13 protein-coding genes are annotated in these 14,139 nt (G+C 63.8%); 4 read left to right on the forward strand and 9 right to left on the reverse strand.

Annotated features, from left to right (window positions below):
* Positions 1 to 18 precede the first annotated feature (18 nt).
* Entirely contained in the window at positions 19 to 1,644 is a 1,626-nt protein-coding gene (locus AC2CGW_RS12955) for an ABC transporter substrate-binding protein (RefSeq protein WP_484574142.1), read from the reverse strand.
* A 369-nt stretch (positions 1,645 to 2,013) separates the two neighbouring features.
* Positions 2,014 to 2,727 (reverse strand): SIMPL domain-containing protein, encoded by a 714-nt coding sequence (locus AC2CGW_RS12960; protein WP_186667802.1) that lies wholly within the window; start codon positions 2,725 to 2,727, stop codon positions 2,014 to 2,016.
* Between the two features lie 199 nt (positions 2,728 to 2,926).
* On the opposite strand from AC2CGW_RS12960, the gene AC2CGW_RS12965 reads away from it, so the two are divergent.
* Together AC2CGW_RS12965 and AC2CGW_RS12970 are read left to right on the forward strand one after the other, a co-directional pair.
* The gene (locus AC2CGW_RS12965; RefSeq protein ID WP_186667804.1) at positions 2,927 to 4,186 is read left to right on the forward strand and encodes an ATP-binding protein; all 1,260 of its coding nucleotides are present in this window, start codon (positions 2,927 to 2,929) and stop codon (positions 4,184 to 4,186) included.
* Positions 4,183 to 4,743 (forward strand): response regulator transcription factor, encoded by a 561-nt coding sequence (locus tag AC2CGW_RS12970; protein ID WP_186667806.1) that lies wholly within the window; start codon positions 4,183 to 4,185, stop codon positions 4,741 to 4,743. Before AC2CGW_RS12965 ends, AC2CGW_RS12970 begins: the two co-directional genes overlap by 4 nt.
* Before the next feature lie 58 nt (positions 4,744 to 4,801).
* On the opposite strand, the gene AC2CGW_RS12975 is transcribed toward AC2CGW_RS12970, so the two are convergent.
* Entirely contained in the window at positions 4,802 to 4,990 is a 189-nt protein-coding gene (locus tag AC2CGW_RS12975) for a hypothetical protein (protein WP_484574143.1), read from the reverse strand.
* Positions 4,991 to 5,004: 14 nt separating this feature from the next.
* On the reverse strand, positions 5,005 to 6,621 hold the full coding sequence (locus AC2CGW_RS12980; RefSeq protein ID WP_411384441.1) for a phospholipase: 1,617 nt from the start codon (positions 6,619 to 6,621) through the stop codon (positions 5,005 to 5,007).
* A gap of 198 nt (positions 6,622 to 6,819) precedes the next feature.
* Here AC2CGW_RS12980 and AC2CGW_RS12985 point away from each other — a divergent pair, with 198 nt between their 5' ends.
* The gene (locus AC2CGW_RS12985) at positions 6,820 to 7,761 is read left to right on the forward strand and encodes an AEC family transporter (protein WP_186667812.1); all 942 of its coding nucleotides are present in this window, start codon (positions 6,820 to 6,822) and stop codon (positions 7,759 to 7,761) included.
* 51 nt (positions 7,762 to 7,812) lie between these two features.
* A complete protein-coding gene (locus AC2CGW_RS12990) occupies positions 7,813 to 9,174 on the forward strand; it encodes an amino acid permease (RefSeq protein ID WP_288374312.1) in 1,362 nt (453 codons plus the stop codon).
* 107 nt (positions 9,175 to 9,281) lie between these two features.
* On the opposite strand, the gene AC2CGW_RS12995 is transcribed toward AC2CGW_RS12990, so the two are convergent.
* The 5 genes from AC2CGW_RS12995 to gatA all read right to left on the reverse strand — a co-directional run bounded on the left by AC2CGW_RS12995 (position 9,282) and on the right by gatA (position 14,128).
* The gene (locus AC2CGW_RS12995; protein ID WP_186667816.1) at positions 9,282 to 9,656 is read right to left on the reverse strand and encodes a carboxymuconolactone decarboxylase family protein; all 375 of its coding nucleotides are present in this window, start codon (positions 9,654 to 9,656) and stop codon (positions 9,282 to 9,284) included.
* A gap of 10 nt (positions 9,657 to 9,666) precedes the next feature.
* On the reverse strand, positions 9,667 to 10,710 hold the full coding sequence (locus AC2CGW_RS13000; protein WP_186668001.1) for a calcium/sodium antiporter: 1,044 nt from the start codon (positions 10,708 to 10,710) through the stop codon (positions 9,667 to 9,669).
* A 60-nt stretch (positions 10,711 to 10,770) separates the two neighbouring features.
* Complete coding sequence (locus AC2CGW_RS13005) at positions 10,771 to 11,145, reverse strand: septal ring lytic transglycosylase RlpA family protein (RefSeq protein WP_186711242.1); 375 nt, start codon at positions 11,143 to 11,145, stop codon at positions 10,771 to 10,773.
* A gap of 74 nt (positions 11,146 to 11,219) precedes the next feature.
* On the reverse strand, positions 11,220 to 12,665 hold the full coding sequence (gene gatB / locus AC2CGW_RS13010; RefSeq protein ID WP_054894400.1) for an Asp-tRNA(Asn)/Glu-tRNA(Gln) amidotransferase subunit GatB: 1,446 nt from the start codon (positions 12,663 to 12,665) through the stop codon (positions 11,220 to 11,222).
* An 11-nt stretch (positions 12,666 to 12,676) separates the two neighbouring features.
* Positions 12,677 to 14,128 carry an Asp-tRNA(Asn)/Glu-tRNA(Gln) amidotransferase subunit GatA gene (gene gatA / locus AC2CGW_RS13015; RefSeq protein ID WP_186667820.1) on the reverse strand — a complete coding sequence of 484 codons (1,452 nt, stop codon included), beginning with the start codon at positions 14,126 to 14,128 and terminating at the stop codon, positions 12,677 to 12,679.
* Positions 14,129 to 14,139 lie beyond the last annotated feature (11 nt).

Consider the following 14,139-nt stretch of genomic DNA (forward strand, 5'->3'; position numbering starts at 1 on the left):
GGCGGGGCTGGCTGGGCGCTATTTCTCCACGCTTACGCCATAGAAGGAGTTCAGTCCGAACGGACTGATCTTGAAGTCCTTCACTTTCGCACTCATCGGCTGATAGACCGTGGAGTGGGCGATGGGGGTCATCGGCACCTGCTCCTTGATGATGTGCTGCGCCTGCTTGTACAGCTCGGTGCGCTTGGCCTGGTCGGAGGTGGCCTTGGCCTGCTTGATGATGTCGTCGTAGGGCTTGTAGCACCACTTGGAGAAGTTGTTGCCCTCCAGTGCGTCGCAGCCGAACAGGGTGCCGAGCCAGTTGTCCGGGTCACCGTTGTCGCCGCTCCAGCCAATCAGCATGGCGCCGTTTTCGCCGCCCTTGGAACGCTTGATGTATTCGCCCCATTCGTAGCTGACGATCTTGGCCTTGATGCCGATCTTGGACCAGTCCGATTGCAGCATCTCGGCCATCAGCTTGGCGTTGGGGTTGTAGGGGCGTTGCACCGGCATGGCCCACAGGGTGATCTCGGTACCTTCCTTGACGCCGGCTTCCTTGAGCAACTGCCTGGCTTTTTCCGGATCGTACTTGGCGTCCTTGATGGTGGTGTCGTAGGACCACTGGGTCGGTGGCATGGCATTGACTGCCAGCTGGCCGGCGCCCTGATACACCGAATCGATGATCTGCTGCTTGTTCACCGCCATGTCCAGCGCCTGGCGCACCTTGAGCTGGGCCATGGGGTTGGGCTCGTTGCTGCCCTTGATCTTGTCCATCACGTTGTAGGCGATGTAGCCGAGGTTGAAGCCGGCCTGTTCAGGCATCTGCAGCTTCGGATCCTTCTTCAGTGGCTCGATGTCGGCCGGGCGCGGGAACAGGGTGACCTGGCACTCGTCACGCTTGAGCTTCTGCATGCGCACCGAGGCGTCGGTGCTGATGGCGAAGACCAGGTTGTCGATCTTCACGTCGTCCGGTTTCCAGTAGTCCTTGTTGCCCTTGTAGCGGATCAGCGCGTCCTTCTGGTACCTGTTGAACACGAACGGCCCGGTGCCGATCGGCTTCTGGTTGATGTCGGCGGCCTTGCCCTGCTTGAGCAACTGGTCGGCGTACTCGGCGGACTGGATCGAGGCGAAGCTCATCGCCAGGTTCTGGATGAACGCGGCGTCCACTTCGTTGAGGGTGAACTTGACGGTGTGATCGTCGAGCTTCTCGAGCTTGGCGATGTTCTTGTCCATGCCCATGTCGGTGAAGTACGGGAATTCGGTGGGGTACGCCTTGCGGAACGGCATGTCCTTGTCGAGCATGCGGTTGAAGGTGAACAGCACGTCGTCGGCGTTGAATTCGCGAGTCGGCTTGAAGTAGTCGGTGGTATGGAACTTGACCCCTTCACGCAGGTGGAAGGTGTAGGTCTTGCCGTCTTCGGAAACGTCCCATTTGGTGGCCAGGCCGGGGATGACGGCGGTGCCGCCACGCTCGAACTGGGTCAGGCGGTTGAAGATCGTTTCGGCCGAGGCGTCGAAGTCGGTTCCGGTGGTGTATTGGCCCGGGTCGAAACCGGCGGGGCTGCCTTCGGAGCAGAACACCAGGTTGGACGCGGCGAGGGCTGCAGGGGCGCCAGCCAGCAGGCCTGCGCCTACCAGGAACGGAATGACTGCGTTTTTGAGCATGGTGGCCTCATTGTTGTCATTTTTGATTTGAGGTGGCCTCGTGAGCCGACCTGCGGATACTTATGCAGGGGGTGTACCCATTGCAACACTCAACAGGATAGTCGGCGCCAGAAATGTGGCACGGTCGTACATGGATGTCGCATTCATGTAAATTTTGCGCAGGTTGAACGTTTGCGCAAGAAAAAAGCGGCATTTTGCGACATGTTTCGAAGCGATAAGGGATGTAGGTTGCACTGAAACAGTGCGTAGGAAGATTCAGATGCAGGGTGGAGATGACCATTGCCCCCGCTGTCATTGCGACAGATGCGGTGGCCAGGAGAGGGGCCACCTTGCAGGTGGCCCCGGTCGCTCAGTCGAGCGCAGCCGCGATCACGGCATCTGTACTTCGATCAGCCCATCGGCATTCATGCTGACTTCGCTGGTGCCGGCTTCGATGTCCGGCGAGGCGGCTTCATCCGCAGCCATGGCTTTCATCGCCATCGGTGCGCTGCGCATGTAAGGGCGCGGGTAGCCGCTGCTGTTGAGGTTCAGGCTGACCACTTTGTAGCCTTTGCCGCCGAGGGCTTCGGTGGCCAGTTGGGCGCGGGCCTTGAAGGCGTTGACCGCATCCTTGAGCAGCTCGTCTTCACTGGCCTTGCGGGTGGCCGGGGCGATGGAGAAGTCCATGCCGCCCATCTTCAGTTCCTGCAGCAGCTCACCGGTGAGTTTGGACAGGGCCGGGAAGTCGGCGCTTTCCAGGCGCAGCTCGGCGCGCTCGCGCCAGCCGGTGATCTTCTGGCCCTTGGTGTCGTAGACCGGATAGCTGTTACGGCTGCCCTGGCTGATCTTCACGTCCTTGACTTCGCGGGCCTGCTGGACCGCCTTGTTCATGGTTTCGGTGATCTGCTTGGCGAGCTTGCCCGGGTCGGTGTTCTGCGCTTCGCTGTACAGGGTGACGACCATCAGGTCGCGGGCCACTTCCTTGCTGACCTCGGCGCGCAGCGATACCTGGTTGTAGCGCGGCTCGTCGGCGGCCAGGGCCGGCAGGCTGGCGAGCATGCCACAAGACAGGACTAACGCGGCGCTGCGACGGGAAATGTGCATGTATGACTCCTTCAAGTAGAAAGCGTGGGGATGACGTCCGTTCCACGCATGGCCCATCAGACCGGAAACAGTGTAGTGGGTTCAACAATGCCATCATGACTTTGTGACAGAGTGTGGCGCTTTGCCGCATTGCTGCAGCGGGGCGCCTGGCTTCGGTATACTCCAGCCGATTGTCCTGGAGCACTCATCAGGAGAGCTCATGCTCGCCCCCGCACACCCAATGTCCGCCACCCGTCAGAACCTCTGGCGCCTGACCATCATTCGCATCCTGGTCCTGGCCGCCCAGGCCGGCTCCGTGGGCGTGGCCTACTGGACCGAGCTGCTGCCGCTGCCGTGGCTGTCGCTGGCGGCAACGCTCGCGCTGTCGTCGCTGCTGTGTGCCTTTACCGCCTTGCGCCTGCGCCTGACCTTGCCGGTCACGGAGATGGAATACGCCCTGCAACTGGCCTGTGACCTGCTGATCCACAGCGCCCTGCTGTACTACTCGGGGGGCTCGACCAACCCCTTCGTGTCCTATTACCTGGTGCCGCTGGCGATTGCCGCCGTGACCCTGCCGTGGATCTATTCACTGGTGTTGTCGGGCATTGCGCTGGTTGCCTACAGCCTGCTGCTGGTGCAGTTCTACCCGCTGGAGACGCTGCCGTTGGCACGTGACACCATGCAGGTGTATGGCATGTGGCTGAGCATCGCCCTGGCCGCTGCTGTCATTACCTTCTTTGCCGCGCGCATGGCCGAGGAACTGCGCCGCCAGGAGCAGATGCGTGCCGAGCGGCGCGAGGATAGCCTGCGCGACGAACAGTTGCTGGCCGTGGCAACGCAGGCCGCCGGGGCCGCCCATGAGCTGGGCACGCCGCTGGCGACCATGAGCGTGCTGATCAACGAGATGCGCCAGGACCATACCGATCCGCAGTTGCAGGAAGACCTTGCGGTGCTGCAGGACCAGGTCAAGCTTTGCAAGGAGACGCTGCAGCAACTGGTGCGTGCCGCCGAAGCCAACCGACGCATGAATGTGCAGGAGCAGGATGTCACGGCATGGCTCGACGAGGCGCTCAATCGCTGGCACCTGATGCGTCCGGAAGCCAGTTACCGTTTCCAGCGCCTGCGCGATGGCGAGGTGCCGCGGCTGACTCCGCCACCAGACCTCACCCAGGCGCTGCTCAACCTGCTGAACAACGCCGCCGATGCCTGCCCGAACGACCTCGAAGTGCGTCTGGACTGGGATGCCCAGGATATCCTGATCAGTATCCGCGACCATGGTGCCGGCGTACCGGTAGCCATCGCCGAGGCGATCGGCAAACCCTTCTTTACCACCAAGGGCAAAGGCTTCGGCCTGGGCCTGTTCCTGAGCAAGGCCAGCGTTACCCGCGCGGGGGGCTCGGTGAAACTCTATAGTCATGAAGAGGGCGGCACCCTGACCGAGCTGCGCCTGCCCCATGGCAAGCGAGGAGATGAACGATGAGCGATGAGAACCAGATCGAAGGCGAAGAGCTGCCGCACCTGCTGCTGGTGGATGATGACGCCACCTTTACCCGGGTGATGGCCCGTGCCATGAGCCGCCGCGGTTTTCGGGTGAGCACCGCCTCGAGTGCCGAGGAGGGGTTGATCCTGGCTCAGCAGGACTTGCCGGACTACGCCACGCTCGACCTGAAGATGGAAGGTGATTCGGGCCTGGTCCTGTTGCCCAAGCTGCTGGAGCTGGACCCGGAGATGCGCGTGCTGATCCTGACCGGCTATTCCAGCATCGCCACTGCGGTTGAGGCGATCAAGCGCGGCGCCTGCAACTACCTGTGCAAGCCGGCCGACGCCGACGATGTGCTGGCGGCGCTGCTGTCCGAACATGCCGACCTCGATACCCTGGTGCCGGAAAACCCGATGTCGGTGGACCGCCTGCAGTGGGAGCATATCCAGCGCGTGTTGACCGAGCACGAAGGCAATATCTCGGCGACGGCGCGGGCGCTGGGCATGCACCGGCGCACCTTGCAGCGCAAGCTGCAGAAGCGGCCGGTGCGGCGCTGATCGGACGACAGACCGCGGCGCCTGCTTCGACTTGCCCGTGAAGCAGGCGCCGCGAAAATCAGCCCCCGATCACCGTCCGATCCATGCGCACCGCCAGCGCACCTGTGCCTGGCTCGACCGCGAACGACACCTCTCCCTCCCGCGCCACCTGCGCTCGCCCGATCACCTGCCCATCGCGCAGCAGCTCCAGCAGCATCCCTTGCAGCGACTGGCCCGAAGCCAGTTCCAGTTTGATCCTGATATTCATCGGTGACCTCCTTGTCACGCGTTACGGTCGATGTAAGTGGTGGCCTGCCCGTCTAGGCGCGCGATCAGCTCCGGTGCGCCATCGCGGAACTGGCGGAACAGGTTGCGCCCACGACGTTGGGCATCGAGCGGTACCTGCACGGTCGGGTGGAACTGCTCGCCCAGCTCGGTATAGGGGTTCCAGGGGCCGATGTAGGATTCGTTGACGCCATCGTCGACACTGAAGGCATAGCGCACGGCATTACCTTGGCGCCAGTTCAGGCCATCCGGCTCGCGGCGCTGCCAGCCGCCGGCAACGATGGTCGGTGAAGTTGCCGGGGCATCGATGAAGCCCGTCGGGCGGTTGGGTTTGTAGTCCTTGAGCAGCAGATAGGTGCTCCAACCCCACCAGTCACTGGTGTACTGGCGGTCGTTGAGGTCGGCCACATTCTTGCGCCGCAGTACCGTCGAGCCTTGCTGGCGGTAGAGCGCAGCGAAATTGCCGGGGACCAGGTCCTGCTCGGCTGCCTGCAGGTCTGGCGTCAGACGCAGGGCGGCGTACTGCTCCGGCGATGCGGCCCGCCCCTTGTCGAAGGCCTGGAACACTTCGTCGGCCGAACGCTGTACCGCGCGCCCGACCTGGCGCCGGTTGGCCACATCAACGCTGTCGAAATAACGCTTGTCACCATAGGCGCGCCATTGCTCGCCTTCGGCATTGCGCACGCGCAGGCCATACTTGCTGTCCTCGTCGTGCATGAAGCGTGACACCAGCGAGCCGATGTCGCTCGGCGTGACCGTGTCGGCCAGGGCCTTGCGCGGTACACGCAGGTGGCCGGCGGAGAACAGGTCGGTAAGGAAGTGGTCGGCGAAGGCGTTCATGGCATAGGCCAGTTGCAGGTCGCGTTCGTCGCCGCTGTCACGGGCGCGCAGCGCCTGTTGCAGTGCTGCGCCGTGACCGGCCTGGTAGGCCAGCAGGGCCGACCGGCCGAAATGGTCCCAGTTGCTGGCGGCCAGTTTCAGGTAGCGACCCAGTGGCAGGAGATCCGAAGCCACGCTACCGCCCCCGGTGATGCGATTCCAGCGCGCCGACAGGCTGTCGCCCAGTGCGTCATAGGCTTCATGGGGTTGACGGCCGTCCTTGATGGCGCGGTTGGCCGCCGAGATCTCTTCCTGCATGACCGCCAGAATTTCCTGGGCTTCGGCACGGGAGGCGGGCAGGCGGGCCAGCGAGTCGAAAGCCTGGACGAAGCGTTCGATGCGCTCGGAGGGTGTTGTTCCATCGGCGATGGGGCGTTCCGGCACGCCGTAGAAGTCACCTCCCAGCGCAACCACCTGACCGTAGGTCAGGCTCAGGCCGTTGGGCAACGGCAGCGGAGACTGGTGCGCCACGATCGGTGGTTGGTTGGCCGTGAAGCGCAGCAGGACGTTGTCGCCGATGGCGGTGTGCTCGCCGCCCTCGAAGCGCAACTCGGGCCCGGTGGGCTTCGGTGCTTCGAGTGGTGGCAGGCGGTGGTACTTGATGGTGTGATGGCCGTCCACCACCAGCACCAGATGCGTGTGCTCCCCCTCCAAGGGGATGCCTTCGGGGTCGAACAAGCGGTCGAGGTCCGCGACTTGCAGATTGGCTTGGCCGGTTGCGGGCAGTGATTGCATTTCTGACATTGGTTGCTCCATGCGATGTCTGAAAAGTCCTAATTAACTGTATGCATATACAGTTGTTTTGATAATAGGGTGGAAATTTCCTACGTCAAGATCTGTTTGTGGGCAGATCCTTCATCCATGGCGGACGCAATCACCTGGCACTGACGTATGATTAGCTCCCTATCGGCAACCTTCTCAGGATCGCGCGCAATGCTCGCCCTTCTCATCCAGACGTTGAACATCACGGCCCCGGTTTTCGCCATGCTGTTCATGGGCGTGCTACTCAAACGCATCCGCTTGATCGACGACAATTTCATCAAGGTCGCGTCCTCGCTGGTGTTCAACACCTGCATGCCGGCGCTGCTGTTCCTGGGTATCTATCACGCCGACCTGTCGACGGCGGTCAAGCCCGGGGTCATCCTCTACTTCATCCTCGCGACCCTGGTGTGCTTTGCGCTGTCCTGGGGGCTGGCGATCTGGCGCAGCCCGCCAGAGGACCGCGGCATCTACACGCAAGGTGCGTTTCGTGGCAACAACGGGGTGATCGGCCTGGCGCTGGCGGCCAGCCTCTATGGCGACTACGGGATTTCCCTGGGTGCGGTACTCGCCGGGTTGGTGATCCTGCTCTACAACTCGCTGTCGACGGTGGTGCTGGCGGTGTACAGCCCGAGCCTGAAATCCGACCCGTGGAGCCTGTGCAAGAGCATCTTCAGCAACCCGCTGATCATCAGCGTGCTGGCGGCGACGCCCATGGCGTATGGGCAGGTGCCCCTGCCCAACTGGTTGCTGACTTCAGGCGACTACCTGGCGCAGATGACCCTGCCACTGGCGCTGATCTGCATTGGCGGCACCCTGTCGCTGGCGGCCCTGCGCGACAGCGGCAAGCTCGCGGTGGATGCCAGCCTGGTGAAGATGGTCTGGCTGCCGCTGGTGGGTACCCTGGGCGCCTGGCTGTGCGGGTTTCGCGGCGCGGAGCTGGGGATTCTGTTTCTCTACATCGGCAGCCCGACGGCGGCGGCCAGTTATGTCATGGCCCGCGCGGCCAATGGCAATCACGAGCTGGCTGCGTCTATCATCGTGATCACGACGCTAATGGCGGCGATCACCACCAATATCGGCATATTCATCTTGCAATGGGGCGGGTGGATCTAGATGCTGGCCGCACAACACAACAACACTGCCTCCTGAACTAAAGGACACTTCATGCAAGACCAGAGCACGCCCGCGGGGTTGCAACGCGGGCTGAAGAATCGCCATATCCAGTTGATCGCGCTGGGCGGCGCCATCGGCACCGGCCTGTTCCTGGGGATCGCCCAGACCATCCAGTTGGCCGGCCCTTCGGTACTGCTGGGCTATGCGATCGCTGGCCTGATGGCTTTCCTGATCATGCGCCAGCTTGGCGAGATGGTGGTCGAGGAACCGGTCGCAGGCAGCTTCAGCCACTTCGCCCATCAATACTGGAGTGAGTTCGCCGGCTTCGTCTCCGGCTGGAACTACTGGGTCGTCTACGTGCTGGTGGGCATGGCCGAACTGACGGCCGTGGGTATCTACGTGCAGTACTGGTGGCCGGACTTTCCGACCTGGGCCACAGCGACGATCTTCTTCGTGGTGATCAATGCCATCAACCTGACCCAGGTGAAGGTCTACGGCGAGATGGAGTTCTGGTTCGCCCTGGTCAAGGTGGTGGCGATCGTCAGCATGATCGGCTTCGGCGCCTGGCTGCTGGGCAGCGGTCATGGTGGCCCGGATGCCAGCGTGGCCAACCTGTGGCAGTACGGTGGCTTCTTCCCCAATGGCGTCACCGGGCTGATCATGGCGCTGGCGGTGATCATGTTCTCCTTCGGCGGCCTGGAGCTGGTGGGTATTACCGCTGCCGAGGCGGACAATCCGCGCCAGAGCATCCCCAAGGCTACCAACCAGGTGGTCTACCGCATCCTGATCTTCTACATCGGCGCGCTCGCCGTGTTGCTGTCGTTGTACCCGTGGCAGAAGGTGGTGCAGGGCGGCAGCCCGTTCGTGATGATCTTCCATGAGCTGGACAGCGATGTGGTCGCCACCGTGCTCAACGTCGTGGTGCTGACCGCCGCGCTGTCGGTCTACAACAGCTGCGTCTACGCCAACAGCCGCATGCTGTTCGGCCTGGCCAGCCAGGGCGATGCGCCGCGCCAGTTGCTCAAGGTCAGCCGCAGCGGCGTACCGCTGGTGGCGCTGGGGGTTTCGGCTCTGGCCACCGGTCTGTGCGTGGTGATCAACTACCTGATGCCGGGGGAGGCGTTCGGTTTGCTGATGGCCCTGGCAGTGTCGGCGCTGGTGATCAACTGGGCGAGCATCAGCATCACCCACCTCAAGTTCCGCAAGGCCAAGCTGGCGGCGGGCGTCACGCCGTTCTACCGCAGTTGGGGGCATCCACTGACCAACTACCTGTGCCTGGCGTTCATCGTGCTGATCCTGGTGGTGATGTACCTCACCCCGCCAGTGCGCATCTCGGTGATGCTGATTCCGCTGTGGATCGCTGCGCTGTGGGTAGCGTTCCGGGTGAAGAAAGCGCGTCAGGCCAGGGGATGAATCTGCGCTGATGCGTCGTTCTTTTCGCGGGTAAACCCGCTCCCACAGGGGCCGCATAGTGGCGTGCCTGTGGGAGCGGGTTTAGCCGCGAAGAGTCCGGTGCGATCTCAGGCCTGGTAGCTGTCGATCACTTCCTGCGCCGCGCGGAATGCATCGATCGCTGCCGGCACCCCGGCGTACACTGCGCAATGCAGCAGTGCTTCGCGAATTTCCTCCACCGTGCAGCCGTTGTTCAACGCCCCGCGCACATGGCCCTTGAGTTCCTGTGGGCACTTCAGTGCGGTCAGCGCCGCCAGGGTGATCAGGCTGCGGGTCTTCAATGGCAGCCCCTCGCGGGACCAGACGCTGCCCCAGGCATGTTCGTTGACGAAGTCCTGCAGGGGCTGGGTGAACGCCGTGGCATTGCCCAGGGCACGATCGACGAAAGCGTCCCCCATCACCTGGCGACGAACCTGCTCGCCGGCCTTCTTGTTGTCGGTCATTGCGTAATCCTCAGTGTTGGCGGCGCCAGGCACGAACGGTGGTGTACAGCAACACCACCGCCAGCACCGGCATGACGTAGAACAGCATCAGACGCTCCAGTCGCCCGGCCAGTGGCATGCCGGTGGTGAAGGCCACCACGTGCAGGCCGTAAGCCAGGTAGAGCGCCAGGAACACCAGCCCTTCGGCGCGGGTGATCCGGTAGCCGGAATAGAACACGGGCAGGCTCAGGGCGGCGACCCCGAGCATCACCGGCAGGTCGAATGCCAGTGCGTTGGGTGAGATGGTCAGTGGCTCGGGCGTGGTCAAGGCGGTCAGCCCCAGCACTGCCAGGAGGTTGAACAGGTTGCTGCCGATCACCGTGCCCACGGCGATCTCGCGTTCGCCCCGCAGGGCGGCGATCAGCGCGGCGGCCAGTTCCGGCAGCGAAGTGCAGACCGCGACCACGGTCAGGCCGATGATCCGCTCGGACAGGCCCAGATCCGTGGCGACCTCGACCGCCGCCTCCAGCAGCAAGTGCCCACCGAGGCTGAGCAGCACCAGCCCGAACAGGGTCTGCAGCACCACGGTGCTCCAGAAACGGCCCGGGCTGCGGCGCGCGGCGTCGGGCGCCGGATAGGTGCGGGCATAGTGGCGTGACTGGTGCCAGAGCATGCCCAGGTAGCCCAGCAGGCCCAGCAACAACAGCCCGCCCTCGAGCCTCCCCAGTTCGCCGTTGGCCGCCAGCAGGTAGACCACTGCACTGGCGGCGATCATCAAGGGGATGTCCAGGCGTACCAGTTGCCGCGAAACGCGTAGCGGGATGATCAGCGCGGCAAGCCCGAGGATCACCAGCACATTGAAGATGTTGCTGCCGATCACACTGCCCACCGCCACGTCCGGGGCACCCTGGTAGGCCGCCTGCAGGCTGACCGTCAGTTGTGGTGCGGTACTGCCGAAGGCCACCAGGCTCAGGCCGATGATCAGCGGCCGCACATGCAGGCGCGTGGCCAGGCGCAGGGCGGCGCGCACCAGCAGTTCGGCACCGATGACCAACAGCACCAGGCCCAGGCCCAGTTGCAGGAGGCTGAAGGTGGGGAGGGTAGCGAGGTCGAAAATGGCAGGGCTCCAGTCAGGTCAGTCGCTCAGACCTTGTACCCGGACTCGCGCCGTTCCGCTACGGAGCATGCCGATTTTTTCTGCGGCAGCGCGTGACAGGTCGATCAGTCGGCCACGGGTATGGGGGCCGCGGTCGTTGATGCGTACCACCACGCTGCGCTGGTTGGACAGGTTGGTCACCAGTACCTGGCTGCCGAACGGCAGGGTGCGATGGGCGGCGGTCAGGCCGTGCTGGTTGAAGGCTTCGCCGCTGGCGGTGCGTTTGCCGTGGTGGCGGGAGCCGTAATAGGAGGCGGTGCCGGTTTCGTCGTAGCCGCGCGGGTCGATGTCATGGCTGGCACAGCCGGCCAAGACAGAGAAAAGAGCCAGGGCGGTGAGGTTTTTTTTTAGCAAGGCAGGTGCTCTCCGGTGCTTCCATTCGCGGGCAAGTCGGCGCCCCGACTTGCCCGCGAACGAGGGCGTTCAGGTCACCCTTCGAGCTTGGCCTTGAGCAATTGGTTCACCTGCCCCGGGTTGGCCTTGCCTTTGGAGGCCTTCATCGCCTGGCCGACGAAGAAACCGAACATCTTGCCGCGCTTGGCCTCATCGGCGGCGCGGTACTGTTCGACCTGCTCGGCGTTGGCCGCCAGCACTTCATCGAGCATCTTGTCGATCGCGCCGGTGTCGGTCACCTGCTTGAGGCCCTTGCTCTCGATGATGCTGTCGGCATCGCCTTCACCGGCAGCCATGGCCTCGAACACGGTCTTGGCGATCTTGCCGCTGATGGTGTTGTCGCGGATGCGCTGCAGCATGCCACCGAGCAGCTCGGCACTGACTGGCGACTGGTCGATTTCGACACCCAGCTTGTTCAGCAGGCTGCCCAGCTCGACCATGACCCAGTTGGCCGCCAGCTTGGCGTCGCCGCCGATACTGGCCACCTGCTCGAAGTAGTCGGCCTGTTCGCGGCTGCTGGCCAGCACGTTGGCGTCGTAGGCCGACAGGCCGTACTGGCTCTGGAAGCGCTCGACCTTCTGTGTCGGCAGCTCGGGCAGCGAGGCGCGGACGGTCTCGAGGAAGCTTGGCTCGATGACCACCGGCAGCAGGTCCGGATCGGGGAAGTAACGGTAGTCGTTGGCTTCCTCCTTGCTGCGCATGGAGCGGGTCTCGTCCTTGTTCGGGTCGTACAGACGGGTTTCCTGGACTACCTTGCCGCCGTCCTCGATCAGGTCGATCTGGCGCTGGATCTCGCTGTTGATCGCCCGCTCGATGAAGCGGAACGAGTTGACGTTCTTGATCTCGCAGCGGGTGCCGAACTCGACCTGGCCTTTGGGGCGAACCGAGACGTTGCAGTCGCAACGCAGCGAGCCTTCGGCCATGTTGCCATCGCAGATACCCAGGTAGCGCACCAGGGCGTGGATGGCCTTGACGTAGGCCACGGCCTCTTTTGCGCTGCGCATGTCCGGCTCGGAAACGATTTCCAGCAGCGGTGTGCCGGCGCGGTTCAGGTCGATCCCGGTGGCGCCGTTGAAATCTTCGTGCAGGCTCTTGCCGGCATCTTCCTCAAGGTGTGCGCGGGTGACGCCGATGCGCTTGAGGGTGCCGTCTTCCAGGGCGATGTCCAGGTGGCCCTTGCCAACGATCGGCAGGTCCATCTGGCTGATCTGATAGCCCTTGGGCAGGTCGGGGTAGAAGTAGTTCTTGCGCGCGAACACGTTGCGCGGCCCGATCTCGGCATCGATGGCCAGGCCGAACATGCAGGCCATGCGTACGGCCTCCTGGTTCAGCACCGGCAGTACGCCGGGCATGCCCAGGTCGACCAGGCTGGCCTGGGTGTTCGGCTCGGAGCCGAAGGTGGTGGCGCTGCCGGAGAAGATCTTCGACTGGGTGGCGAGCTGGGTATGAATCTCCAGCCCGATCACAACTTCCCATTGCATGTGTGAATTCCTCAGAAGCCTTTGGGGGCGCGGGTGTGCCAGTCGGTGACTTGCTGGTAACGGTGCGCGACGTTGAGCAGGCGGCCTTCCTGGAAGTACGGGGCCAGCAGTTGCACGCCCACCGGCAGGCCATCGACGAAGCCGGCCGGCATCGACAGGCCGGGCAGGCCCGCGAGGTTGGCGGTGATGGTGTAGACGTCCTCGAGGTAGGCGGCGACCGGGTCGGCGTTCTTCGAGCCGAGTTTCCAGGCCGGGTTCGGCGTGGTCGGGCCGAGGATGACGTCGACCTGTTCGAAGGCGGCCATGAAGTCGTTCTTGATCAGGCGGCGGATCTGCTGGGCCTTGACGTAGTAGGCGTCGTAGTAGCCGGCCGACAGGGCATAGGTGCCGACCATGATCCGGCGCTGCACTTCAGCGCCGAAGCCTTCGCCACGCGAGCGCTTGTACAGGTCGGTGAGGTCTTTCGGGGCTTCGCAGCGGTAGCCGAAGCGCACGCCGTCGAAGCGCGAGAGGTTGGAGGAAGCTTCGGCCGGGGCTATCACGTAGTACGCCGGGATGGCGTGCTGCATGTTCGGCAGGCTGATTTCCTTGACCACCGCGCCGAGCTTCTCCAGTTCCTTGACGCTGGCCTGGACCAGTTCGGCGATGCGCGGATCGAGGCCGGCACCGAAGTACTCCTTCGGCAGGCCGATGCGCAGGCCCTGCAGCGAGGCATTGAGGTTGGCGCTGTAGTCGGGTACCGATTCGTCGACGCTGGTCGAGTCCTTGGCGTCGAAACCGGCCATGCCTTGCAGCAGCAGGGCGCAGTCTTCGGCGGTGCGGGCCATCGGGCCGCCCTGGTCGAGGCTCGAGGCGTAGGCGATCATGCCCCAGCGCGAGACACGGCCGTAGGTAGGCTTGAGACCGGTGAGGTTGGTCAGCGCGGCTGGCTGGCGGATCGAGCCGCCGGTGTCGGTGCCGGTGGCGACCGGCAGCAGGCGCGCGGCCACGGCTGCGGCGGAGCCACCCGACGAGCCGCCTGGCACGTGTTCGAGGTTCCAGGGGTTCTTCACCGCGCCGTAGTGGCTGGATTCGTTGGCCGAACCCATGGCGAACTCGTCCATGTTGGTCTTGCCCAGGGTGACCATGCCGGCCTCGGCGAGCTTGGCGACCACCGTGGCGTCATAGGGGGCGGTGAAGCTGTCGAGCATCTTCGAGCCGCAGCTGGTGCGCACGCCCTGGGTGCAGAACAGGTCCTTGTGGGCAATCGGTGCGCCCAGCAGTGCGCCGGTTTCGCCATTGGCGCGACGGGCGTCGGCAGCGCGGGCCTGCTGCAGCGCCTGCGCTTCGGTGATGCTGATGAAGCTGTTGATCTGTGGGTCGAGCTGCTTGATGCGCGACAGCAGCGCGCCGGTCAGCTCTTCGGAAGAAAACGACTTGTCGGCGAGTCCGCGGGCGATCTCGGCCAGAGTGAGTTGATGCATGGCAGGCTCTA

Source organism: Pseudomonas sp. SYWMCR5, assembly GCF_057197165.1.

Bases quoted from the DNA above. Each gene is read 5' to 3' on its own strand.
- AC2CGW_RS12955 (WP_484574142.1), bottom strand. From the start codon at position 1,644: ATGCTCAAAAACGCAGTCATTCCGTTCCTGGTAGGCGCAGGCCTGCTG.
- AC2CGW_RS12960 (WP_186667802.1), bottom strand. From the start codon at position 2,727: ATGCACATTTCCCGTCGCAGCGCCGCGTTAGTCCTGTCTTGTGGCATG.
- AC2CGW_RS12965 (WP_186667804.1), top strand. From the start codon at position 2,927: ATGCTCGCCCCCGCACACCCAATGTCCGCCACCCGTCAGAACCTCTGG.
- AC2CGW_RS12970 (WP_186667806.1), top strand. From the start codon at position 4,183: ATGAGCGATGAGAACCAGATCGAAGGCGAAGAGCTGCCGCACCTGCTG.
- AC2CGW_RS12975 (WP_484574143.1), bottom strand. From the start codon at position 4,990: ATGAATATCAGGATCAAACTGGAACTGGCTTCGGGCCAGTCGCTGCAA.
- AC2CGW_RS12980 (WP_411384441.1), bottom strand. From the start codon at position 6,621: ATGCAATCACTGCCCGCAACCGGCCAAGCCAATCTGCAAGTCGCGGAC.
- AC2CGW_RS12985 (WP_186667812.1), top strand. From the start codon at position 6,820: ATGCTCGCCCTTCTCATCCAGACGTTGAACATCACGGCCCCGGTTTTC.
- AC2CGW_RS12990 (WP_288374312.1), top strand. From the start codon at position 7,813: ATGCAAGACCAGAGCACGCCCGCGGGGTTGCAACGCGGGCTGAAGAAT.
- AC2CGW_RS12995 (WP_186667816.1), bottom strand. From the start codon at position 9,656: ATGACCGACAACAAGAAGGCCGGCGAGCAGGTTCGTCGCCAGGTGATG.
- gatB (WP_054894400.1), bottom strand. From the start codon at position 12,665: ATGCAATGGGAAGTTGTGATCGGGCTGGAGATTCATACCCAGCTCGCC.
- gatA (WP_186667820.1), bottom strand. From the start codon at position 14,128: ATGCATCAACTCACTCTGGCCGAGATCGCCCGCGGACTCGCCGACAAG.